The 22,788-nt window shown below is 44.3% G+C and carries 30 protein-coding genes, 2 tRNA genes and 1 pseudogene; 17 read left to right on the top strand and 16 right to left on the bottom strand.

The window, feature by feature from the left end; genetic code table 11:
- Positions 1-90: 90 nt before the first annotated feature.
- Positions 91-747, top strand: a complete 657-nt coding sequence (locus JCM16161_RS06990; protein ID WP_243670291.1) for a hypothetical protein — start codon at positions 91-93, stop codon at positions 745-747.
- Between the two features lie 16 nt (positions 748-763).
- On the opposite strand, the gene JCM16161_RS06985 is transcribed toward JCM16161_RS06990, so the two are convergent.
- The 4 genes from JCM16161_RS06985 to JCM16161_RS06975 all read right to left on the bottom strand — a co-directional run bounded on the left by JCM16161_RS06985 (position 764) and on the right by JCM16161_RS06975 (position 3,082).
- The gene (locus tag JCM16161_RS06985) at positions 764-1,096 is read right to left on the bottom strand and encodes an HAD hydrolase family protein (protein ID WP_054855411.1); all 333 of its coding nucleotides are present in this window, start codon (positions 1,094-1,096) and stop codon (positions 764-766) included.
- 208 nt (positions 1,097-1,304) lie between these two features.
- The gene (locus tag JCM16161_RS16620) at positions 1,305-1,445 is read right to left on the bottom strand and encodes a hypothetical protein (protein WP_243670290.1); all 141 of its coding nucleotides are present in this window, start codon (positions 1,443-1,445) and stop codon (positions 1,305-1,307) included.
- A gap of 35 nt (positions 1,446-1,480) precedes the next feature.
- A complete protein-coding gene (locus tag JCM16161_RS06980; RefSeq protein WP_243670289.1) occupies positions 1,481-2,089 on the bottom strand; it encodes a hypothetical protein in 609 nt (202 codons plus the stop codon).
- 123 nt (positions 2,090-2,212) lie between these two features.
- A complete protein-coding gene (locus tag JCM16161_RS06975; protein WP_054855409.1) occupies positions 2,213-3,082 on the bottom strand; it encodes a methyltransferase domain-containing protein in 870 nt (289 codons plus the stop codon).
- Positions 3,083-3,202: 120 nt separating this feature from the next.
- Between JCM16161_RS06975 and psmA the strand changes: the two genes are divergently transcribed.
- From psmA to JCM16161_RS06960, 3 genes are read left to right on the top strand one after another with little or no spacing between them, the layout of a single operon-like run.
- Positions 3,203-3,946 carry an archaeal proteasome endopeptidase complex subunit alpha gene (gene psmA / locus JCM16161_RS06970; protein ID WP_054855408.1) on the top strand — a complete coding sequence of 248 codons (744 nt, stop codon included), beginning with the start codon at positions 3,203-3,205 and terminating at the stop codon, positions 3,944-3,946.
- A 34-nt stretch (positions 3,947-3,980) separates the two neighbouring features.
- Positions 3,981-4,592 (top strand): YkgJ family cysteine cluster protein, encoded by a 612-nt coding sequence (locus JCM16161_RS06965; RefSeq protein WP_243670288.1) that lies wholly within the window; start codon positions 3,981-3,983, stop codon positions 4,590-4,592.
- 49 nt (positions 4,593-4,641) lie between these two features.
- Positions 4,642-5,406 carry a tRNA (adenine-N1)-methyltransferase gene (locus JCM16161_RS06960; protein WP_243670287.1) on the top strand — a complete coding sequence of 255 codons (765 nt, stop codon included), beginning with the start codon at positions 4,642-4,644 and terminating at the stop codon, positions 5,404-5,406.
- Here the strand turns inward: JCM16161_RS06960 and JCM16161_RS06955 are convergent.
- A complete protein-coding gene (locus JCM16161_RS06955; protein ID WP_054855406.1) occupies positions 5,359-6,039 on the bottom strand; it encodes a phosphatase PAP2 family protein in 681 nt (226 codons plus the stop codon). The two genes, JCM16161_RS06960 and JCM16161_RS06955, sit on opposite strands and share 48 nt — an antisense overlap.
- Positions 6,040-6,136: 97 nt before the next feature.
- On the opposite strand from JCM16161_RS06955, the gene JCM16161_RS06950 reads away from it, so the two are divergent.
- The 5 genes from JCM16161_RS06950 to JCM16161_RS06940 are packed head-to-tail and all read left to right on the top strand — an operon-like array spanning position 6,137 to position 9,620.
- Entirely contained in the window at positions 6,137-7,969 is a 1,833-nt protein-coding gene (locus tag JCM16161_RS06950; protein WP_054855405.1) for a ribosome biogenesis/translation initiation ATPase RLI, read from the top strand.
- Positions 7,970-8,007: 38 nt separating this feature from the next.
- Positions 8,008-8,652 (top strand): NAD(P)-binding domain-containing protein, encoded by a 645-nt coding sequence (locus JCM16161_RS16615; RefSeq protein WP_243670286.1) that lies wholly within the window; start codon positions 8,008-8,010, stop codon positions 8,650-8,652.
- A gap of 8 nt (positions 8,653-8,660) precedes the next feature.
- Positions 8,661-8,942 carry a hypothetical protein gene (locus JCM16161_RS16610; RefSeq protein WP_243670285.1) on the top strand — a complete coding sequence of 94 codons (282 nt, stop codon included), beginning with the start codon at positions 8,661-8,663 and terminating at the stop codon, positions 8,940-8,942.
- Positions 8,930-9,118, top strand: coding sequence for a hypothetical protein (locus JCM16161_RS16605; protein ID WP_243670284.1), 189 nt, complete (start codon positions 8,930-8,932; stop codon positions 9,116-9,118). The genes JCM16161_RS16610 and JCM16161_RS16605 overlap by 13 nt, the downstream gene beginning before the upstream one ends.
- Before the next feature lie 40 nt (positions 9,119-9,158).
- Positions 9,159-9,620, top strand: coding sequence for a hypothetical protein (locus JCM16161_RS06940; RefSeq protein ID WP_054855404.1), 462 nt, complete (start codon positions 9,159-9,161; stop codon positions 9,618-9,620).
- Here the strand turns inward: JCM16161_RS06940 and JCM16161_RS06935 are convergent.
- On the bottom strand, positions 9,609-9,935 hold the full coding sequence (locus JCM16161_RS06935; RefSeq protein WP_054855553.1) for a hypothetical protein: 327 nt from the start codon (positions 9,933-9,935) through the stop codon (positions 9,609-9,611). The genes JCM16161_RS06940 and JCM16161_RS06935 overlap by 12 nt on opposite strands.
- A gap of 195 nt (positions 9,936-10,130) precedes the next feature.
- Between JCM16161_RS06935 and JCM16161_RS06930 the strand changes: the two genes are divergently transcribed.
- Both JCM16161_RS06930 and JCM16161_RS06925 read left to right on the top strand, forming a co-directional pair.
- Positions 10,131-10,223, top strand: a tRNA-Val gene (locus JCM16161_RS06930).
- A gap of 155 nt (positions 10,224-10,378) precedes the next feature.
- Complete coding sequence (locus JCM16161_RS06925) at positions 10,379-10,738, top strand: hypothetical protein (RefSeq protein ID WP_054855403.1); 360 nt, start codon at positions 10,379-10,381, stop codon at positions 10,736-10,738.
- Between the two features lie 104 nt (positions 10,739-10,842).
- On the opposite strand, the gene JCM16161_RS06920 is transcribed toward JCM16161_RS06925, so the two are convergent.
- From JCM16161_RS06920 to JCM16161_RS16595, 3 genes are all read right to left on the bottom strand, one after another.
- On the bottom strand, positions 10,843-11,565 hold the full coding sequence (locus tag JCM16161_RS06920) for a Gfo/Idh/MocA family oxidoreductase (protein ID WP_054855402.1): 723 nt from the start codon (positions 11,563-11,565) through the stop codon (positions 10,843-10,845).
- A 114-nt stretch (positions 11,566-11,679) separates the two neighbouring features.
- Positions 11,680-11,865, bottom strand: a complete 186-nt coding sequence (locus tag JCM16161_RS16600; RefSeq protein ID WP_243670283.1) for a hypothetical protein — start codon at positions 11,863-11,865, stop codon at positions 11,680-11,682.
- Between the two features lie 109 nt (positions 11,866-11,974).
- The gene (locus JCM16161_RS16595) at positions 11,975-12,133 is read right to left on the bottom strand and encodes a hypothetical protein (protein WP_243670282.1); all 159 of its coding nucleotides are present in this window, start codon (positions 12,131-12,133) and stop codon (positions 11,975-11,977) included.
- Between the two features lie 87 nt (positions 12,134-12,220).
- Here JCM16161_RS16595 and JCM16161_RS06910 point away from each other — a divergent pair, with 87 nt between their 5' ends.
- From JCM16161_RS06910 to JCM16161_RS16585, 3 genes are read left to right on the top strand one after another with little or no spacing between them, the layout of a single operon-like run.
- Positions 12,221-12,571, top strand: a complete 351-nt coding sequence (locus JCM16161_RS06910) for a hypothetical protein (protein WP_054855401.1) — start codon at positions 12,221-12,223, stop codon at positions 12,569-12,571.
- A complete protein-coding gene (locus JCM16161_RS16590; RefSeq protein WP_243670281.1) occupies positions 12,568-12,825 on the top strand; it encodes a hypothetical protein in 258 nt (85 codons plus the stop codon). Before JCM16161_RS06910 ends, JCM16161_RS16590 begins: the two co-directional genes overlap by 4 nt.
- Positions 12,822-13,061: a hypothetical protein gene (locus tag JCM16161_RS16585; protein WP_243670280.1), complete on the top strand. Its 240-nt coding sequence runs from the start codon at positions 12,822-12,824 to the stop codon at positions 13,059-13,061. Before JCM16161_RS16590 ends, JCM16161_RS16585 begins: the two co-directional genes overlap by 4 nt.
- A 51-nt stretch (positions 13,062-13,112) precedes the next feature.
- Here the strand turns inward: JCM16161_RS16585 and JCM16161_RS16580 are convergent, their stop codons facing one another.
- The 4 genes from JCM16161_RS16580 to JCM16161_RS16565 form a co-directional block, all read right to left on the bottom strand.
- On the bottom strand, positions 13,113-13,844 hold the full coding sequence (locus tag JCM16161_RS16580; RefSeq protein ID WP_243670279.1) for a hypothetical protein: 732 nt from the start codon (positions 13,842-13,844) through the stop codon (positions 13,113-13,115).
- Complete coding sequence (locus JCM16161_RS16575; protein ID WP_243670278.1) at positions 13,787-14,278, bottom strand: hypothetical protein; 492 nt, start codon at positions 14,276-14,278, stop codon at positions 13,787-13,789. The genes JCM16161_RS16580 and JCM16161_RS16575 overlap by 58 nt, the downstream gene beginning before the upstream one ends.
- Before the next feature lie 175 nt (positions 14,279-14,453).
- Positions 14,454-14,708, bottom strand: coding sequence for a hypothetical protein (locus JCM16161_RS16570; protein ID WP_243670277.1), 255 nt, complete (start codon positions 14,706-14,708; stop codon positions 14,454-14,456).
- A 14-nt stretch (positions 14,709-14,722) separates the two neighbouring features.
- The gene (locus JCM16161_RS16565) at positions 14,723-15,112 is read right to left on the bottom strand and encodes a hypothetical protein (RefSeq protein ID WP_243670276.1); all 390 of its coding nucleotides are present in this window, start codon (positions 15,110-15,112) and stop codon (positions 14,723-14,725) included.
- Between the two features lie 279 nt (positions 15,113-15,391).
- Here JCM16161_RS16565 and iorA point away from each other — a divergent pair.
- Positions 15,392-17,240 (top strand): annotated as a pseudogene (iorA, locus tag JCM16161_RS06895) (indolepyruvate ferredoxin oxidoreductase subunit alpha).
- 4 nt (positions 17,241-17,244) lie between these two features.
- The gene (locus tag JCM16161_RS16560) at positions 17,245-17,601 is read left to right on the top strand and encodes a 2-oxoacid:acceptor oxidoreductase family protein (RefSeq protein WP_243670275.1); all 357 of its coding nucleotides are present in this window, start codon (positions 17,245-17,247) and stop codon (positions 17,599-17,601) included.
- A 269-nt stretch (positions 17,602-17,870) separates the two neighbouring features.
- Here JCM16161_RS16560 and JCM16161_RS16555 read toward each other — a convergent pair whose 3' ends face one another.
- The 3 genes from JCM16161_RS16555 to JCM16161_RS06880 form a co-directional block, all read right to left on the bottom strand.
- Positions 17,871-18,278: a hypothetical protein gene (locus JCM16161_RS16555; RefSeq protein ID WP_243670274.1), complete on the bottom strand. Its 408-nt coding sequence runs from the start codon at positions 18,276-18,278 to the stop codon at positions 17,871-17,873.
- 49 nt (positions 18,279-18,327) lie between these two features.
- Entirely contained in the window at positions 18,328-19,218 is an 891-nt protein-coding gene (locus JCM16161_RS06885; RefSeq protein ID WP_243670273.1) for an MFS transporter, read from the bottom strand.
- 135 nt (positions 19,219-19,353) lie between these two features.
- Positions 19,354-19,429: transfer RNA gene (locus JCM16161_RS06880), tRNA-Gln, on the bottom strand.
- A 156-nt stretch (positions 19,430-19,585) separates the two neighbouring features.
- Here JCM16161_RS06880 and JCM16161_RS06875 point away from each other — a divergent pair.
- A complete protein-coding gene (locus JCM16161_RS06875; RefSeq protein ID WP_054855400.1) occupies positions 19,586-19,777 on the top strand; it encodes a chromatin protein Cren7 in 192 nt (63 codons plus the stop codon).
- The last annotated feature ends 3,011 nt before the right edge of the window (positions 19,778-22,788 follow it).

Genomic DNA, 22,788 nt, shown 5'->3' with positions numbered 1-22,788 from the left:
AATATTAACCTTAACGAACAACGCAATATTGTGGAACTAATACAATTAGTAAGTACCTCAGACAATGAAATAAATAAAGTTAGAAGCATCGTGGAATGGGCTCTAAAGGAACTTGAAATACCAAGCGACGACGTAATCATGTACATAACAGATGACCACAATAAGGTAAGGGAGGCCCTTGGCATTGATAAGGTGATTCATGAGGAGTGGCCTGTGAAGTATATTGATGTGGAGGGGCAAAACGTAATATCCGTGATACCAAATAAGCTAACTCAATTAACAGAGAATGAGGTTAGGATCATGGTATTGCGGGAAGTCGCAATCATAAAAATAATGAATGATCCAGGACTAATTAGCATGTGGGTCATTCCCCAGGGTATGAATGACAATATCGCGCACAGGGTTTCATTAGCCATGTTAAGGCGTACGATAGATTTTGTAATAGCCAGGTCTCAATCACTAATTCAATTCCTAGTCAACACATTCAATAAGATTGAGTTGAGGGACATAATAATCTCCTGCAAGCCAGCCATTGATTGCGCAGTAACGGTATTGGCACTCGATGTACCACTCAGTATTGAATTAGCTGGTAATTCTAGTTTAGGTAAATCTCTATGGAATGATGTCGTGAGGGACTTAAATAATGACTTTGTTAAGAGGTATGATGATTTCAGGGATTTCGTTAGGAATAACTTCAATGTTGAGAATGCCTACAATTATCTATTAATGATGTTTAAGAAATCATAACCTAGCAGGTAATTTCTCAGGAAATCAGCACACCCCTGCCGCTGGGCTTATCAAGTACAATCCTAGCCCTCCTTTTGAGCTCATCGGTTGCGTTTGAAACGGCAACTCCATAACCAACCACATCCATCACGTCCACGTCAGTGTCACTATCACCTATATAAACAACGTCATTACAGGATACACCCATTATACCGCATAGGTACCTAACGGCCACAGCCTTACTTGAGTTAGCCGGCTGTAGATGCAGCGCATAGCCACTATGGGAAACCCTCACCTTACTGTCAAGGCCCATTTCCCTCAATTCCGCCATAACAACCCCCACCAACTCATGTGGATCCCTGGCGCCCATAATGTTATGTCAAATTTCCTATAATTAAATTGATAAGTGGGTCTTAAACCAGGTATTAACTTCATAAGCCTCAACGCAACCTCTTTCAAATTCAAATCCTCGCATAATTCATGAACCTCACCCCTATACTCCACAATACACCCATTCTCGGCAATGAGGGGCGACCCCTTAGGTAAACCTATGTATCGTGAAAGGGCCTGGGTAACTATCAGGCATTGCCCGTTACAAGGCCAATAATGTAATTGCCCGCAATCTCCTGAATAGCGGCGATCGCGTCTGGATCAAGAGCCTCCGTACTCCTATCCCTAGTTAAGGTGCCATCGATATCAAGCAATACGAGGTTAACCATCGAGCCCTTTAATTACTAAGGTCTTTTTACCCTTTTTACACCGCGGTAGCTTCCTCGGGCATGACCTGCCTTCTCCATTTAATGCTCATTAATGCATCCTCATTATGATAGTACGTCCAATCCCTAACCCATTCACCGGTTATTACGTGTATTACAAGCGCGGTGGCTATTAGTTCATGCTCATTCAACGCCTTTATTAGTATAGCCATTATTGATGTCGTGACCACGGACAGGACAATGACAATGTAAGGCAGGAAATTATGTATTGTATTATTAAATGGTATTGTTAATGCAATGACCAATATTAATGGCATAGTTATGAGGATAAGTGGTTCAATCCTCCTTGGCGCTAGCTTAAATAGTAATGATGGGGGCCTTTGGTAAAGAACGTGGTGAAATACTTCGTGCATCAATACCCTGCCAAGAAATGGCCTGGGCTTACCAATGAGCTCTGTTGATACGTACATAATGGGTATTGGTTTACGTGGAATATATACGGCATACGCTCCGAAGAAACTCGTCATTACATCAGATACTAGGACCTTAATGGGGTCATACCCGCAATTGATTAATGACTTATTTATCTCATTAATGAATGATTGAAAGTTAAGATTGCCATTCTCGAATTCGTACAGGACAAACATTAATTTATTAATGATGTCCCTGTATTGGGAGAGCCAATTAGGTTCACGGGACATTACTCATCATGATTTAACTATTGATACCTATATTTAAACCATAGTAATAAAATATATCCAACCTGCACCTTAGCTTGCCTTTTTAAGAATGAGCATGTAATGGTAAGGAGAAACCTCAGCATAACCCTCCCTAATAAAGCCCTCTTTACTAAAGTACTGCTCAACCTTCTCAGGGCTTAGCTTAAATGGTGGACCAAATGCTACGTCCTCCTTAAACTCAATTATTAATAACCTACCGCCGGGCTTTAATATCCTACTAACCTCCCTAACGGCAGTCTCCTTATCCTCAATATCGTGAAACACATTGGACATGAAGGCTAAATCAACACTACTACTCGGTATTGATGTATGCGATACGTCCTCATTAAGTACTACTATGTTACGATAATTACCAAACCTTCTTCGAACCTCCTCAATGGCTGTCTCATCAATATCGACGCAGTAGAGTCTCGATGCGTAGTCCTTAAAGAAGTTGCAGTAATAACCATCACCACAGCCTAGGTCTGCAATAACCATACCATTACTCACGTAGGGCTTAAGAAAGTCGTATTCCCCAAGACCCTCGATATGCCTATGGTGTCCATGGTGGCCGTGATGCTCGCCATGCGTTGGTCCCTGCGCCTCGGTTAATTTACCATCGATAAATGCCCTAATCGCATCCTCAATTCGCCCCTTAAATATGTAGATCCTAACACCTTTCTCAACAGCCCACTTATAAGCTGGGGAACCTATTTCAGATAGTATTACTGTGTTAACTCCGCGTTCGAGCACGCTCCTCAGCATGAATATGCCTCTAACCTGTTGAGCGTACTTGGCCGGGTTTTCATAACGTTCTATGACTTCGTAGGTACCATCATCCCTTACCTCGATTATCCATACCTCATCGCCCTCACCAGGTCCTGAGACAAAGCCATTACTCACAGATATTGCTATCCTCATATCCGATATCGGACCCGATTACTAACTTAAAAAAACTTACGCGTCAAACCACAACCACAAAATAAACAATTAAGTAGGTTTGATTTAAAAAGCCCACTTGATAAGGCGCTAACGAAGGGTATGTTCTCACCACAGGTTTATGGGTACGACAGGGCCATAACAATATTCAGCCCAGAGGGCGAACTATACCAAGTTAGGTATGCTGGTGAGGCTGTCAAGAGGGGTTGGGCAACGGTTGGTATTAAATGCGTTGATGGTGTTGTGCTAGCCGCCGAGAAGAGGAAGGTTAGTGCGTTAATTGATTTAAGCAGTATTGAGAAGGTGTACATGATCGATGACCACATTGGGATCGCAGCGTCGGGCCTATTATCAGATGCTAGGGTACTCATTGAGTATGCGAGGCAGGAGGCACAGACGCATAAGCTGCTCTACGATGAGCCCATCGATGTGGAATTACTAACTAAGAGAATTAGCGATTTGAAGCAAATGCACACGCAGTATGGCGGCGTTAGACCATTCGGAGCCGCCCTGATTGTTGGTGGTGTTGATAAACATGGACCAAGGCTATTCCAGACAGATCCAGGTGGTATCTATTTCGGCTTTTACGCAGTTGCCATGGGCGCCGAGTCATCTAGGATAACGGAGTTCCTCGAGAAGGAGTATAAGTATGACATGAGCCTTGATGACTGTATAAAGCTTGCCATTAGAGCATTAAGCCTCGTGCTTGAGGCCCCTGAGCCTGATAGGCTTGAGATTGGGGTTGTTGACGTTAAGACGAAACTATTTAGGAAGTTAACAACGGATGAGGTAAGCAAGTACTTACAGGAGGTTAAGGGATCCTCATCTCAAGCACAATCCTCATAATTTAACAAACTAAAATTCATTAAATTTTAATAATATGAGTATGAACACGGTAATAAGAACCGAATTTCCAAGAGTTAGATTCACCTGCGTATTATGTGGTGAGTGCTGTAGACGTTACTGGATACCAGTGACGCATAGAGATGTTGCTAGAATAACTAAGTACACAGGTATGAGACCTAGGGAATTCCTTGCCCTATTCCCAAAGGACATGGCTGCTGACTGGGACGAACCCGTGATAAAGCTTAGGGATGGCGAGTACTACCTCGTGCTTAAGAAGAGGCTTGATGGCACGTGCATATTCAATAAGTGGGTCGGCGACAAGCTTATTTGCTCAATACACCCCGTTAAGCCCAACGTATGTAGATACTACCCATTCATTTATTGGCTTGATAATGGCGTGGTTAAGTTCGAGGTTTACGATAAGGCCCTCGGGTACTGCCCGGGAGTTGGTAGGGGAGGTTATGCTAATTTCAAGGTGGAAATCTCGTCAATTGAGGACTCTATTAGGGCGAAGAACGAGTTTAGGGAAGTTATTGAAAAATGGAATGAACAATTTAAGAGGGGGTTAGTTAATGGTACTGTTGAGGATTTCATGAACTACATCGAGGCAGTTGTTGATGAGTATTCCCGTAAAAACCATAAATAATCCCTACATATTCATTGATTGATATGCCATTAAGGATGGGGATTACGTATTGATTGTTGGCGATGGCGTTAGGTCGGTGATTAAGGTTGTTAGAGGTTCGAGGATAAGTACGATAAGGGGTATTGTGAATGCTGATGATATTATTAACCATGAATACGGCACTTCGATAAAGACGAACCTAGGCTATGACCTCGTGGTGTTAAGGCCGTTGATTACGGATATCCTACTCGAGAGGGCTGATAGGGTTACCCAGGTTATTTATCCAAAGGACGCAGCCCAAATAATAATTAATGCAGGGATTGGCCCCGGCAGTAGGGTTGCGGAGGCAGGTGTTGGGAGTGGGTTTATGACTGCCGTACTTGCCTATTACGTGAGACCTAACGGTAAGGTTTATGGTTATGATAAGAGGGAGGACGCGATAAACATTGCAAGGAAGAACCTTGAAATGCTTGGGCTTCTTGAGTGGGTCGAGTTAAAGCTAAGGGATGTAATCACTGACGGATTCGCCGAGAGGGATTTAGACGCAGTTATTCTAGATATGGGAGATCCCTGGAACGCAATACCTAGGGCAACGGAGGCCCTGAGGCCTGATGGCGTCCTCGTGATCTACGTACCCACGGTAAACCAGGTGATTAGGGTGCTCACGGCAATGCGTGATCATGGCTATGTTGATGTCCGGATGTTTGATGTCATGGTTAGGGAGTGGAAGACCGAACCGAGCGAGGTCAGGCCCCAGACCTGGGTTAATGCCCATACCGGCTATATATTAATTGGGCGGAGGACCCTCACGCCTATAGGTAAGCCAGCCAAGTAATTTCTTCATTATTATATAAACGAGTTCGTAATACCAGGGTAGTGCAAGTGCGAGTTCAACATTGGCCATCCCCAATAACCAACCCGCAATAACGTCTAATGGCCAGTGAACACCAACGTATACCCTACCGTAGGAAACAAGTAATGCCTCCACCGTTAGAGGTAGTGATATGTACCAAGGCAATGCTATTATTGCTGAATACGCGCCAGTACTGACGATTAACGCATGGCCTGAGGGGTATGAGGAATCCGGCTGCTCATGGATTAATGGCGTTATGTGCAGTACTAGGAATGGTCTTGGTTCATACAGCACGTGCTTCATAACCTCACCAAGTACTAGGCTAATCACGAAAGCTGAAACCATGAGAACGCTAGCCCTCCTGTACCTACCGCCGAAGTACCACAGTATCAGGGCCACGGGTATCCAGAAGAACGCCCTACCATAATCATCAATGCTGATTACCGTGAATAACGGCGTTAATTGGGGTAACTTATTATTAAAAATCGCGAAGAATAGGTGGGTATTTAATGGGTTGTTCTCGCCATTCGTAACCACGTAAATCGTTAATAGAATGTAGAGTAGGTACAGCGTTAATGCGGTATAGAAGTGCCTACGCTCAACCCTAAAATTCATTAAACACGCCGTGCCGCGAAGTCTTATTAGTATTACTCTCAGCATAATCGCCCAGGGCATAAGGTTTAATTTCACTTAATTCCACAAGCCGTCAATAATGCCTGTTAGGGTAGCCGTTGTGGATAAGGACCTATGCCAACCAAGGAAGTGCAGCCAGGAATGCATTAGATTTTGCCCCATCGTCAGGGGTGGTAAGAGGGCAATATACATGGATGAACAATTAGGGCACCCAGTCATAACGGACCTATGCACTGCCTGCGGTATATGCATTAGGAAGTGCCCATTCGAGGCAATAACAATTGTTAATTTACCAAGTGAGTTGGGTGAGGACTGTGTTCATCAATACGGCCCCAGCGGCTTCAAGCTGTTTAGGCTACCCATGCCCAAGTTGGGGAGGGTGCTCGGGATAATAGGCCAAAATGCAATGGGTAAGACAACAATAGCTAAGATACTCGCTGGTGAATTAAGACCCAACCTATGCACAAACTCGCAGGTAGGTACGGAAGATATAATAAGGTTCTTCAGGGGTACGGAATTACAGCCATACCTATCGAGACTTTATAAGGGGGAGATTAAGGTTGTTCATAAGCCCCAATACATAGAGTTAATACCCATGTATGTCAAGGGAACGGTTAAGGATGTTCTAATGAAGATTGGTGGTAATGAGGAGAGTGTCACGAAAGTTGCGGAAAAACTAAACCTCACACACCTACTTAGTAGGGATGTGAGTAAGTTGAGCGGTGGTGAGCTTCAGAGACTCGCCATTGCGGCAGCACTCCTTAGGAATGCCGACACCTACATATTTGATGAGCCAACGACGCACCTTGACATTGTTGAGAGATTGAGAGTTGCCGAGGCCATTAAGGATATCGCCAGTGGTGATAAGTACGTGATTGTGATTGACCATGATTTAGCGGTACTGGATTACTTGGCTGATCAGGTGGTTATCCTCTATGGGAAGCCTGGCGCCTATGGCATTGTATCCCACATGAGGGGTGCGAGGGAGGGTATCAATGAGTATCTTAATGGTTACCTAACAAGCGAGAATATGCTGATTAGGAAGGAACCCATTAAGTTTAGGGTTAAGCCGGCCCCAAGGCCTGTACAGAGGGAGAAGGTGCTTCTTGAGTGGACAGACCTGTTGAAGAAACTTGGGGATTTTGAACTTGAGGTCAAGGCTGGCGTTATACATAGGGGTGAGGTTATTGGTGTTTTAGGCCCTAATGGAATTGGCAAAACAACATTCGCCAGACTCCTCGTTAATGAGCTGGAGCCCGACTCAGGGGTTGTCATACCACATGGTGAGGTCAGGATCAGCTATAAGCCTCAATACGTTAGGGACTTGGCTGTTAAGTACGGTGATAAGACCGTCAGGGAGTACCTAGCAATTACTGTTGGTAGTGACTTTACGTCAAAGATCATATGGCCTGACCTGGCTAATGGATTATCATTAACGCCCCTAATGGATAAGGAGCTATCAAGCCTTAGCGGTGGTGAGCTTCAGAGGGTCGTCGTGGCTGGGTCATTACTTAAGGATGCGGAGGTTTACCTGCTTGATGAGCCAATGGCCTACCTGGACATTGAGCAGAGGGTTAGGGTGGCGTCGGTCATTAGGAGGATAATTGAGGAGAGGGATGTCGTGGCCCTGGTTATTGAGCATGATATAACGATGATCGATTACCTAAGTACGTCAGTCATGGTATTTTTGGGCGAGCCGGGAAAGCACGGCATCGCCCAACCACCCACTGACCTAAGGACTGGTATGAATGAATTCCTGAGGAGCCAGGACGTGACATTTAGGAGGGAGCCTCAGGTGGGTAGGCCTAGGATTAATAAGAGGAATTCATACCTGGACAGACTTCAGAGGAGTATTGGTGAGTATTACTACTACTTAAGTACTGAGGAGAGTGAGGATGCAGGTAATCAATAAACTAAGAACTTAATAAGGGCGGGTTAATCCTAGCTCCTGTGGTCTCGGTTGGTGTTGTTGGTTTGGGTCCTATGGGTCGTGCAATTGCCTACTACTTGGTTAAGCACACCGGCCATGTTGTTAATGGTTATGATGTTAGTGAGGAGGCGGTTAATGAGGCGAGGAGGGTTGGCGTTAACAGTGCCGTTAAGGCTGATGTTAGGAGTGAGGATGTAATTAGGCGCATTGCCGGTGAGAATGATGTAATAGTTAGCGCCGTCCCCCAGTCAATAGCTGATCAAGTCGTCCTTAAGTTCCATGAACTCGGTAAGCCTGTGATTGACCTAATATTCATGTGGAGGTATGATGAGGCATTAGCCAGTAAATTGGGCGGTGGTTCCCTCGTTATTCCGGCCATGGGCTGGGCCCCCGGCCTAACGAACCTACTCGCCATGGCTGCAGCCAACGAGTTGGATGGGGTTGAGGAGGTTGGTATTCACGTTGGTGGTAACCCGGTCAATCCAAGGCCACCACTTTACTACGAACTCCTCTTCTCCCTTGAGAGTACTGTTGATGAGTACGTTAGGCCAGCAACAATCATTAGGGATGGTAGGGTGGTTAATGTTGAGCCCTTGCCGAGGTCTTCGAATTCAGGACTTGGCTTGTTGATGGGGACTTCGCAGAATTCTACACTGATGGTCTAAGCACATTATTGGTTACATTGCCCAGGTACTTCAGGGCCTTGAGGAGCGCTTACGAGAGGACTATTAGGTGGAGGAGGCACTTGGATTTGGTGAGGACTCTCAGGGAATTAGGGCTTTTGAGTGATTTTGAGACTGCTAAGTACATATTCTCCAGGTTATTGAGGCCGGGGACCAATGACCTCTCAATAATGGTTGTTGAGGCGAGGGGTGAATTAGGCGGTGATAGGGCCATTGTTAGGTTTGAGGGTGTTGACTATGCCAGGGTGGTTTCACGTCAATGGCCAGGCTAACGGGCTTCACAGCCGCAATCGTGGCAGACCTAGTGGCCAGGGGCGAGATCAAGGGCGAAGGACTAACACCAATAGAAGAAGCATATATGAGAAACAAGGCCATACTAAACCAAGTAACAAACGCACTAAGGAGGGAGGGCATAAAGATCTATAAAACAAAGACAACGATAGGATAGCAAGGTTAATAAGGGCCTTTCCTTCCCTAGATAATTGAAAATGGTTAATTGGGCTAAATTAACGATACCACCACTAATGACTGGCGTGGGTTATGCGATGATTGAGGCCATGATATTACCTGAGCTCGTATACGCGTTCCACCACGACCCAACAAACTCCTGGTACCTGGCCCTGGTTCATTACCACCCATGGCTCGGCATGTGGCTTTACAGGATTGGTGTGGCCATAGTACTCGCAATACCCTGGATAGCCTTTGGCGACTTCTGGCAGTGGTTATTTGCAGCCGATGTTGCCGTGTGGAGCGAGGATGCAATGTTTTGGTTGTTTAGTGGTCGTATACCGCATTCCTGGGGCTACATTAGGAGCCTACACATGTTCACATACCCAACAATACCGATACATGGAGGATTACCACTATATTATATACCGGCCGCGATAATACTCTACATAAGCGCTGTTAAGATCATGGAGAGGGAGGGGCGAATTAAACTAGGAACTTAATACGGCATTCCTCCTATTACTGGCTATTTCAATGGGTTCTATACTTATGATCTCAATCTCATCGAGGGGCTTAATGCCGTAGGCCTCCCTAACCTCCCTGGGTATCGTGAACTGCCTAGAGGTTGCACGCCTGTTATGGAGAAGCTTAACACCGTTAATGCTGATTACCTTACCCTCATGCCTAATAACCACGTTAGCAAAAATACTCCTCTCAATACCAAGAAGCTTAACCAACTCGGACGGTATCAGGACCTGGTTATTAACATAGACACGAGTCCTGTAGGGAAGCCCATCAACCCTAATCCTCCTATTCATAACAATCAGCAAAAAAACAGTTTCAAATATAAGACATTCCATCTAGTTAACATAACTTACGAAATAAGGTAAGGAGCAAAAGACTAGGGAAACATACGCGGAAATAGCAACATAACAGGTAATTCAAATGAGGCGATGCATTAAGTAGATCCAGGAGGGAAAAATACTTTAAAAATAACATAATTAAGGAATCAACGGCCCGTAGTCTAGCGGTTAGGATGCCCGCCTCACGCGCGGGAGTCGCGTAAGCGCCCGAAATCCCGGGTTCGAATCCCGGCGGGCCCACCACGTTTTTCGTCCATTAATTTACGTACCTAAAAATCGACGAGTTTACGTTTTTAATCCCGACATGGATTTCATACAGCCTATTGGCATTATGACTCTAATGGCTCTTGGTTATTAAAAATGATATCCTTATTTATCAATACCAACAGTATCATTTAATGGCAAACATCTACATGGGACGCAATAGTTGTTACGCAATTAATGAGGGCATCTACGTGGCACCAGGGCCAATGGACCTGGGTAGAATTGCTGCACATCTCCTTCTACACCTAAGGGATTTAAGGAGGGGTTGGACTTACGACCATGACTGTAATAGGGTTGCCATGGATAGGGATTTATTTGAGACTAGGAGCAAGTACCTGGTTAAGATTTGTAGGGATCAGGGGTTGGGTAATTGTGATGATGCCGAAGTCCTCATCAATGAAGTCATTAGTACATTAAAATTACCTAAATGGGCTGAAGACATGGCTAACAAATACGTTGTCAGGGTTAAATCAATCATAGACTTCTCACGTTAGTAATTCGCCTAAGTCTATGGTTGGGCTTTTCGTGATTATGCCGTTGATTACGGCTAACGCCCTAATGCCTTCGGTTATGTCTATTATGGGCTTCTCAACACCCCTCAGGCATTTATTACGTGTATTAACTCCTGCCTTAGTTGGTCTGGCCCCTCTATTACGTGCTTAGTCCCATCGCGAATCAACACCCTATTTAGTAGGTCAGCTTCGTAATACCTATTCCTTAATGTCATGTGGATCTTCCTGACCCTAACATCGTAGTCCCATGAAGCGTGAAGAGAGTATATAGTATCGCCAATACTTAATAAGGCCCAGGCCGTCGTGATTGGTTCGCCCCTGAGGACTGCACTTAATATACTTACCCTATCCTCGTTGACTATGTTAAGCGCGAGGTCTATATCGTGAATTCCAAGGTCAAGAAGTACATTACCGTATGACCGTGGATTACCCCTAAGCCTGTTAATCCTCATCGATACCATGTAAATGGGCTTCTCATTGTCAATATCATTAATTAAGGCCTTATACACGGGGTTGAACCTTTCGATATGGCCCACGAAAACCCTCCTGCCAAGGTTTTTCGATTTACGGTATAGGTCCAGGGCCTCCTCAAGCTTTTCCGTGACCGGCTTCTCTATTAGTAAGTCCATGCTGTTTATTAACTCGCTTGCGACTACGTAATGAAGCGCCGTGGGGACGGCTATTATTCCCAGGTCTGGCTTGTGCGTCATTGCATCGTGATAATCCGTGAATGTCAGGTCAGCGCCCTGCCCCTTGGCCATCTCAAGTCTCTGTTTATCAATGTCGGCGGCATAAACCTCGGTAATCAAGCCTCCCTCTTTAATTGTGCCAATACCTTAATGTGGTTTAGGCCCATTGAACCAATACCAACGACAAGAACCTTCACGTAATTTTAAGCAGGTACGCCCCTAATTAAAGGTTAATCACTTCGGAACAATCTTCTTAACAAGCTCGCTCTTCGAGGCTATTAATAGCGTCGACACGGACTTAGGCACGTAGACCGTGTTGACATTGACTATCCTTGCAACCTTACTCTTTATTATGTCGTTATTGACATCGTCAGCAAAGATGAGCTCATCCATGTCCTTAAAAATCACGGGCTTATCCAAAGCCTCGAGGTCGGCCCTGGTTACGGTTAATGAGGATACACCGCTAATTACAACTACGTCGCCAGCCTGATCATGTTATCAATAGCCTTGGATATATTCTCCAGGGTTGCTATGTACTCCTGAGCGCCTCATTGACTATTTCACCTATCGTGGTCCCAGTCTCCCTAGCAAGCCTGCTTACTCTATCATAAATGTCCGTGCTTAATCCCCTAATAGTCACAGTCTTCCTCTCACTACTCTCCTCACTACTGCCTGAACTGCTGGACATGTTAATCAAGTATTTCAAGTATTACTTAGTATTTAAGCCTTTCTTTGAGTTAAAGTAATAAATCAAGAATAGGCGAGTCATTAAACCATGAGGTGCGAGAGCATTGATGTAATCGATAGGGGGGAAATTAGGGAATATACGTGTGGGAATACTTCGTTGGCAAGACTCCTAAGCCTTGGTAATGAAGAGAGGGTGCTTAGTATCGATGTTGTGGCCCCGTGGAATTTACCAATTGATGAATCGCTTAGGGTTGGTGATGTACAGCTGATTTACCGTAAGGAAGTGATTAATGGCCTTGAGTGGGAGTTTGTGGGTTATGATGATGGCTCACGCAGGGAGTTAATATCCGTGAGGATTTCGGTGAGGGGTATTGCCGAGGATTCATTAATTAAAGAGTTAATAATTAATGTCTTGAGTAAATACGTGAAAGACCCATGAAACAATTCATGTTAGTACTAACATATGCGAGCAGTGACGAGGTCCAGGGATTAGTGAGTAGGCATTTGGCTGATTCGGGGCTCATGATACTACCTAACGTGGTTATTTCCTGGTTACCCAGGCAGGATTTAGAGAGGAGGTTGTTGGGAATTAAGGAGGAGTTGATTGATGTAATGGAGAGGGGCTTTGAGGGTGAGTTCGCGTATGCCGTTATCGAATTAACGGATGAGCAGTTTAAGCCATTAGGCCAATGATAGTTAGGAAGTTGGAAAGCGATAGTCAGAGGCTAATTTCGTGGGGTGAGTCCCTGCTCCGGAGGATTAGGTCTCAAAGGATTGAGGGGGTTAAGAGGGAGTTCCTGAGGTTTGATAGGGAGTATAGGCGGTTGGTTTCCATGCATGAGATTTTCGATGTTAGGCATGAACTATTGAATAAGGTGATGGAGCTCGCCAGGGAGTTAAGGATTGAGTATGAGAGAAGAAATCGGTGATTGTTTTAAGAAAGAAATTGGAATTTGAATTTTATGGTTTTAACCCAGGGCTTACATCGTCACAACCTCGTAATCCTTACCACCCTTCCTACCAGCGAAGGCGAAGGCTATGGCAGCCGCGCCGCCAAGCCCAAGCGTACCTATTAGTGCCTCTATCGTGGTTATTGGGAATCCGTCGATTATGGCTAGTATGTCTGACTTAATCGTTATTACGTCATTACCATTTATCGTCACCAACTCACTGTACTTCAGATTACCATACTGGGCAGTGACTAGGTATGTTCCACCAAGGACATTAACGAACCCTGTGGTTCCCGTACTCCCAGTTGTGCCGTTGTATATTGGGCCGGTGCCAACCCTATATAGCGTTATCTTGGCATTGGATATTGCCTGATTCCTCGCACCAACAAATAGCACTGTCACGTTGTACAGGCCTATGGTCACGCCTATTGGTTGGTTAATGAGTGAGTTCACGTTAATGTAGTATATGGGTACGTTGTCGTAGTACACCACGGCTGTGAATGGCGTAGGTTCCTTAATGTCTATGTATGCATTACCATTTGCATCACTGACACTACTCGTTATGAGAGATCCATTTATGTAAGCCTCAACCTTAACACCACTTATTGGTGCATTCAACGTATTTGTGAAGTGCATTGTTATTGGTGTCCAATTGACATAAACTGTGTATGTGCCGGTCTCGCTAACGCCCAGCGTTGAGACGGCTATGTATGCCTGAGAACCATCAGGCTTATTGAGACTAACCTCTCGGCTGAGCCCCACGGTATCTCTGAATTCACCAAGCCTGTGTATACCGTACCGCTTGGCGTGACTATCTTGTATATGTGGGCTATTTCGGGTAGTTGAACAACAAGGGCAGTCCATAGGCCACCAGAGACATCTGCGTCGCTTACAGTGGCCTCTAGATTACCGTTAACCCACTGCCCAACTGGCTTATAGATAATTGGCATGAACGTCACGACTAGAGGCACGTTTAGGTTATCAACCACTTCGAAGTACCTATCATACACTATGTAAATCCCTATCATTGGCGCAAACCTTATGAACGGCGGTAGTAGGTAGCTAATACCGCTGACCTGTATTAAGTCGCTGTAGAGGTAAGCTGGTGAAACCATGTTGGCTACTATCTCGAAGTGACCTGGCTGCTCACCAACAACGAGTGGCTGAACCGTGTAAATGGCGACTATGTAACCCAATAGGTTCCAGCCTGGCGGGACACCAAACTCTGAGCCGGTTATCTCGAGGGTCTGGCCCGGGTTAACGGTGTAGTTTAAGAACTCCGTACCTTAATCAGCATTGCGCTTGGCATTACGTATTCACTACCGTAATTAATCGTTACCTGGTACTGGCCTGGCGGTAGCTCATTAGCTATTAACTCCACGTACTTAGCTCAACCTTTATGTAATTAGCCAAGGGACTCCAGGCGGAGACTAGCTGTGATAGTGTTGTTCCGTTTGGTAGGGCTACGCCGGCTATTTCGAAGGGCATGTAGTTCGGTATTGATAGCTCAACTACCTGCTGCGTCACGTACTGTATTGTGCTGTCTGGAATTGAAATACTTAATGTAAATGATGATGCCGAGGTATTTAGTGGGATGTACTCCTCATTAATGAATACGTAGGTCACCGAAATCGACTCGTTTAGGGCTGATTACCTGAATTAGCTATTGATAAGCTATTGCTCGTCGTATACGCACTAACTATTGCACCAACCTCATTCTTACTATACATCACGTTATTACCACTTATTAATATAGCCGGCGATGGCGGGTTAACACTAACCTCAACATAATCAAGTACATAACCCGGACCGGGCGGTAATGGCGCCTGAATCGTAATTGACTGACCCGGCGCGAGGGTTACTGTCCTTGTGGTGTTTATATAATCAATGTACTCAAGTATTGCGTAGTACGGCTGGTTTATTGTTGATGGCGCATTCACATTCGGTGATACCTGATACTGGGCGGCCAGGGCTATCACTGAGATTGTTACCGCCAGTACAGCCAGGAGTATTGCCAAGTTCCTCCTCATATTGTTCACGAAATCGACTAGAGACCAGGTAATATTAAATAAGCAATTAAAATAACTAATGCAATACCTAGAAACGCGCGATTTATGCTTGAGTGCATCAGATATATAAACTAGTATTACTAGTAAAACACCCGTGATGAGCCTAGACGTGCAGATGCATGACGAAACCATTCTAGGCTGAATATATACTATATATTCATTTAAAAACAAATATATCACTAATTAATTTATCAAGTTCTAGGAGAAAGGCTTTAAATTACATATGCCTAGGTAATGTTGATGAGCAACTGTACGATCAAGCTAATGCTTGGTAATCACGCGATTGCCCATGGAGCGCTAGAGGCCGGTGTAGCCGTCGCCGCCGGCTATCCAGGTACACCATCGAGTGAAATCATTGAGTACCTCATTGATTATGGTAGGGAGTTCGGTGTTTACGCTGAGTGGAGTAGTAATGAGAAGGTTGCCTTTGAGGTGGCCTATGGAGCAGCCCTCGCTGGGGCTAGGTCAATGGTTACGATGAAGCACGTGGGGCTTAATGTGGCGATGGATCCACTGATGTCAAGCGCCTATACAGGTGTGAGGGGAGGATTCGTCATTGTTACGGCTGACGACCCAAACATGTGGAGCAGCCAGAATGAGCAGGATAATAGGTGGGTTGGGCTTCATGCCTACATACCGGTTATTGAGCCTTATGACCCACAAAGCGCCAAGGACTTTGCGAAACTAGCCATTGAGTTTAGTGAGAAGTATGGGCACCCAGTAATAATGAGGACAGTCACTAGGGTATCCCATGTCAGGGGACCCGTAACCATATGCTCGCCAGGAACCCCCAAATACTCAAGGGAGTATGTTAAGGACCCAAGGAGGCATGCATTAATACCTGCGAATGCACGGGCACTTAAGGAGGACTTACTAAAAAGATGGGACAGCATTAATAGGGGCGTTGAGGAATTACCGCATGCCTATGTTGATGGTGGTGAGAACCTCATAATCACGAGTGGCGTGGCTTCACATATGCGTTAGAAGCTGTTAAGAACTATGGCGTGAAGGCGAGTATTCTCAACGTGGCAACCCCAGTCCCATTACCTAAGAAGGTGATTATGGACGCGGTTACTAGGGCCAATAAGGTGGTGGTTCTTGAGGAGGGTGACCCAGTGCTTGAGTATCAATTGAAGGCATTGCTTTATGATGAGGCATTAGGGTGCCGATACTCGGCAAGATGGAAAACATCTTTAATAGGGTTGGTGAGTTAACGATTAATTCTGTAATGGATGGATTATCAAAGGCCCTCGATATTGTAAACCCACTCACATCATTAAATATGGTAAAAATTAACTATGCACCACCGCCAAGACCGCCTGTCTTCTGCCCTGGTTGCCCGCACGCGGCGTCATTTTATGAGTTAAAGGTCGCCATGGCCAAGTCCGGCGTTAGGCCTATATTCAGTGGTGACATTGGTTGTTATAGCCTAGGCATTAATAATCCATTTAATGAGCAGGACCTGCTCACGAACATGGGTAGTTCCCTGGGCCTAGGCATGGGTCTTTACCACGGCACCAACGGTAGGGTGATGATAATATCAATAATTGGGGACTCGACATTCTTCCACACAGGTTTACCTGCCCTGGTTAATGCCGTTTATAATAAGACGCCAATGCTAATATTAATACTTGACAATAGGGTCACCGCAATGACGGGTGGTCAGCCAAACCCAACAAGCATTATCAACATAGAGAGCATAGCCAAGGCGGTTGGGGTTGATTACGTAAGGACAATAGACCCATTCGATGTTAAGAACGCCCAGGATGTGATGATGGAGGCCATGAACGTAGTTAAGAAGGGTGGTATCGCCGTGGTGGTTATGAAGAGGGGCTGCGCGTTAGAGGCTGCGAGGCTGTTTAGGGTGTACGTCACGCGTTACTACGTTGACCCAGACGCCTGCAGGGCCTGTGGAATATGCTATAACCTAATTGCATGCCCAGCGATTGTGCCCCTTGAGAATAGAAAGGCTTGGATCGACCCCAACATGTGCGTTGGATGCTCCGTCTGCGCCCAGGTATGCCCGTACAACGCCATTAAACCCGAGGGTAATGTTAAGGATTGGCTGAAGAAGTGGGGTGAGATGTAGGGTGATGGGCATGAGACTCAACATATACCTAGCTGGCGTTGGTGGCCAGGGACTCGTCACATTCGCCACAGTACTCGGTGACGCGGCCATAAGGGCTGGCTATAAGGCCCTGGTTGCCGAGACCCACGGATTAAGCCAGAGGGGTGGCTCTATCGATGTACATGTCAGGATTGGGGATGTTGATGCACCATTAATACCCAGGGGTGGTGCTGACGTAATAGTGGCCTTCGAAATACTTGAGGCGTTTAGGGCCATTGGCTATGCCAATGAGAACACGGTATTCATAGTTAATAGAAGGTTAATAAGCCGCCGGCCACGAAGCAGAGAATACCAAGTATTAATGAGTTGGAGAGCGCGTTGAGGAACAGCATTAGGAGTGTTTACATGGTGAGTGCCTATGATGATGCCATTAAATTGGGCAACGTGATTTATGAAAACATGGTAATACTCGGCGCGCTTTACTCAATAATGGGCTGAATCAGTATATACCGCAAAGCATAATTGAGGAGTCGATAAAGTCCAACATTAGAAGGGATGTGGATAAGAACCTAAGGCATTCACGATGGGCCTAAGGTATGGTAATAAAAGAGAAATTGAAATTTAAAATTCAAGTACTGAGTTAAGGGACTATCACCTCTCCCTAACAATCCTCAGGTCAACGCCTATTGTCTCAGGCCCTATCGCAGCCGCAATTCCATAAACAACACCGGCGAGGATAAGCCAGAAGGCTGCCGTGAACCATATGTTGGTACCCTCAATAGCCGCGAAGGCGCCGTAAAGTGGTATTGAGTATAGAGGCATCCAGGCACTGATGAATATTCCTGAACTATAGCCAAAACCAACGCCAGAACCCCTCCTCTGCGTTGCGAAGCGCTCTGACAAGTAAACGGGGACTAATCCCCAGGGCCACTGCGACAACCAACCCATTAAGAGGGCGCCAAGGATGAGTAACGGCACGCTCCTAACAACGGCGCTATAATAAACCACGTAATACGCAGGTACTGCAAGTACTGCCGAGACTATGGCCGAAATTATCAATGCGCGCTCCTACCGAGGAAGTCGCTGGCGAATCCCCACAGCGTAGCCGCTATAGCTGCGAATATCCCCATGATGCCATAGTAAAAGCTCGCCAACCCCTCGGGTAGACCAGCCTTGTGTAAATACCAACGGCAAAGTCAAACATTGAGTATGAACTGAAGAAGAGGCCTGTCATGAACACCAAGACCTGTAGGAACGTCCATAGGGCTGGAGGCTTAAAGATGCTGAAGAATGGTATCCTCTCAAGCTGACCCCTCTCCTTAGCCTCCTGGAAAATCGGTGTGTCGGGCATTGTGTACCTAATTATGAATGCCACCGCGGCCGGTATGAGGCCTGTAAGGAATACATAACGCCATGCATAGGCATACATGGCCTTAACACCAAACACTGCCGTGAATGCCGAGACCACTAAGCCACCCAACGCCACGCCCCAGGAGAAGCCACCCTGGACAATGCCACTGACCAGGCCCCTCCACCTTGGCGCGGAGTACTCCATGGCGAATGGATGACCAGCCGCGTATTCACCACCAACGAACACACCGAGTATAAACCTAATTAAGGCGTATACCCAAAAGGCTGCCCACCCAACCTGGGCGTATGTGGGTATCGCAGCCGTTACTGCGCTCATTATTCCATAGCCGAGTATCGTAATCATCAACGTATCCCTCCTACCAATCTTATCGGCAAAGTTACCAAAAATAGCACTACCCACCGGCCTAGCAATCATCGTGAAGGCGTAACCAAGTAGAGTCAGGTAGTAACCAACAACGGACTTAGACAGGGTTGGAGGCATCAACACCGCAGCTAGGATGGGCGTCATCGCGGTGACAAACGTAAGGTCATAGGCATCAAGCATAAAACCAATGAATTGCGAAGCAATTGCACTACCCGACCTGGGCGGCCACCTATAGTGCTCCGGAGCCCACTGAACCTTAACCATACAAAAAACGTCACAAAGAACAATTATTAAAAGATTATCCTAAGTAATAAAAATAAAGCAACTAAAATGCAGAGGACCATGATAGAACCCTAAAAATCACTAAAATATATCTTAATATGATTAAAAATAATAACATGGTAGCCGGGCCCGGATTCGAACCGGGGTCAACGGGTCCAGAGCCCGCCATCCTTGGCCGCTAGACGACCCGGCTAATAACAATGAGAAGGAACCAGTTTAAAAGCGCTACGCATCGCGGTGATCATCACGGAATTACGTAAAACTGAAACAACGAAGGAGTTAATAAAGCAATCCCTCATAATAACCAATTACCATATTAAGCCCCACAACCACGAAAACAACGACCAACATGGTCACACTAGAAGACCTAGCAAAGAAGGAATACGAAGTAGAAGGCAAAAAGCTAAAACCAACGAAGGTTTGGAAGGTTCAGCCTAAGGGTAGGAAGGGCTTTGTGATGGCGTTGTTCAAGACACCAGACGGAAAAACAGTCAGGAAGGTAATAGCCAAAGTAGACGAACAAGGAAACATAATAACCTAAGACCAAACAAAACAAAAACTCAAAATCAAAACACCAATTTCTCCCCTTTCCCTTCCTCCACCACACAAACAAAACTTTCACAAAACACCACTAAACAAAAATAACCACGATCTACCTTACTATTTATGAAAATGCGCATTAAAATATTCAACGAATGTTAGCTCCACGGCTAAGTAAAATCTGGGCTGCGTAAGACTCTTCAATCAGTAGTTCTCAGGGCTAACATAACGATAAGTTAATAAACTTATATAAAATTAGCAATGAGTGTCCATGACTCCAAAAACAATCTGACAAATACTCGATCGTAACTTCTGGCTAGCGCTCATGGCCCCCATAGCTTATACAATAATGCAAGAACTATTACTATCATATAAATTACCAGAAAAGATATATACACTTGCCGCAGGAATATTCCTAGCTATAGTAATTCTTTTAATAATTATATTTTTTTACAATGTTATTTAAACTAAAAACAATTTTTAAATCGATCTTTTATGGATTTGTATCGTTATATATTATTTTGGCATGTATAGATCTACTTTTAACATATACTCACATACGCACATCTTGGTCATCTTTATCATTTTCGTCATTTCTTCTTATTCTTCTTTATATTATTTTTATGATTCCACTTATTTTGATGGCATTAATTCTTTACCACATACCTTATAAATCATTATCTAAATTAATCATCTTAATAGTTCTTGCTATAATTATTATAATTAATTTAATAATTATTTTTTTTATTCATAAATTCATTAATATTATTTTATATCTTGACTTTATTTTAATAATAATTGCAATACTATATATTAAATATTTATTCATCAAAGCTGAGATTGTTGGTGCCGTATACCTTAACATCCCCAGATTTAGGCATTGGCCGTTCATAATACCCTTCGTCGGTCTTGCTCTTTTTATTTTCATAACATGGCTTATTAGTGCAACATCACTTACCTGGATTAGCCTAGCCTCCGTTATATTAACTCCATTCATCTCGGCATTCTTCGTAGTGCTAACGCAATCACATTACAGGTATGGCATACCAACGCACATAATAAGAACAAAAAAGTGGCGATGTTCACGTAAGAGTCAGATTTAGAGAATACTTAAGCTCAGTCTTTGGGCAGGACGTATCAGCATACCTAAGGGTCATAATCAAAAAGGAAAATAAGAATGAAAGAGACATAACCGTACACAATAACTACACGCCATTCGCAGGAATAAACATCAAAGGGCAATCACCATTCATAACCTCATCACCCGAAGCAGACATCTTTTTATTCAATATAGCAGGCAATAATATACGTTGCTGTAATAGTATAAAATTAAAACAACCTGGATCCGATAAAGATGGATTTCTACCTCTATGTGAAGCCATGCAATATAAAGGATTTGACAACCCACAGAAAATCGACATTAAGGAAAGAACAGAGTTCAACATTGAATTAAGCGGAAGCAATATCAGCCCATTTAATGTAATAACACCACTAAGCACAATCGAGAACTGCGGACTACTAAATAACCGGAATAGAGACGTAGAAGTCGAACTATATTCATCATTTGCTGATAGATTCATAGGATTTTTCACGGGGAAAAGATGGTATATATGTGAGCAAGCATTGCCTAAATTAATTTTTGTCTCGACAAATAAAAAAAATTAAAGAATTCTGCTGGCTGTAAATATCAAAAACTCGGAATAATTTGGCTTAATATACATAATTATGGCTTTTCTGATGCTAAAAAATTGCAAGGCATGGGCCAGAATATGCAGTAGCAATACTTGTAGCGATTGGATTAACTTAACCTGGTATGAAATGAATAAAAAGGAATGGCCTTGGGATAAGCAAAAGATTATAACCGACATAGAATCAGGCTATAACAAATTTATTAATCTAATTATCACCGCAGTAAGTGATAAGGAAAAGCTAATTTCATTAAGTCAGAATAAGGAGTGCTGCGCATTATTTGCCTCAAGCGATGCAATAAAGGCGCTATGTTAACACAACGATGTAAGTAAGTACTGTCTAACGAGGGGTGAACACATCATTGAGGTCTTTGTCGAATGTGAAAATGCAGCCATGATCCCATTAAGATTCAGAGTGAGTATAGGTGAAGACTGGAAAAACATAGCCATTAGTATTGATAAGAATAAACGAAAGTTTCGCAACATTATCGAATATATTCATTATTTACACTCTTTATTAATAAAAATATTAAGGAGGAACTTAGGAACTTAATTGTTAATATTGTTAATAGTGATAGTAGTTAAGCCACCATTGCCGAAGACGAGGTGGACGGACATGTTGAAATTAGTGATTAAAAGATGCTTTTATGTAAATAGTGTAAAACAATTGATGAAAAATGAAAAATAAAATAGCTAGAATCACATCAATATACTAAATTCATTCCTTGCTCTAGGCATTAGAGAAAGCAGTAAAGCAAAAATTTTTTATTAACTATGCCAATAAATTAACAAAATTGCAAAATATTTCTAAAATAAATATCAACGAGTTCATCTTCAGTTACTTAAAGGAGGATACAAAGACTACATGACAATTTATGGAACAATAAAGGACCCTTGCAACAAACATTAGAACGCTTCTCATTCATAATATAAAGCTTGTAAGACTCGATTACAATAACGAGAAGCCTATATATAACCCAAAACAATTAAATAAATAAGGTAATGAGCCCCTGAGCAAACCACCCCGGTATAGCCGGGGCGGATGCTCAGTGGGTGATCCAACCTCCCCACGTCCCGTGGACAACAACCAAACATCATAGACTGCGCAGATGAAGCCACAATAACGCCAAAATAATATCAACAACTATGAAATAACTCAGCCATTTAGCGACGCAACTATTAAAATGCGTTTGCCCTCCCTGCCTCTCTTCATCCTCCCTCTCCCCCACTCCTCTGCGAGCCCCTCCTTCCCTGCCGCCCTCCCTCCCCCGCTCCTCTCGAGCGAAGAGCCGGAGGCCCCCTTCGTAGGGGGGCTCCCGGCGGG

Source organism: Vulcanisaeta sp. JCM 16161 (assembly GCF_001316285.1).
Note: the sequence above shows the minus strand (reverse complement) of the source record. Positions and strands in the feature narration are given on the sequence as shown.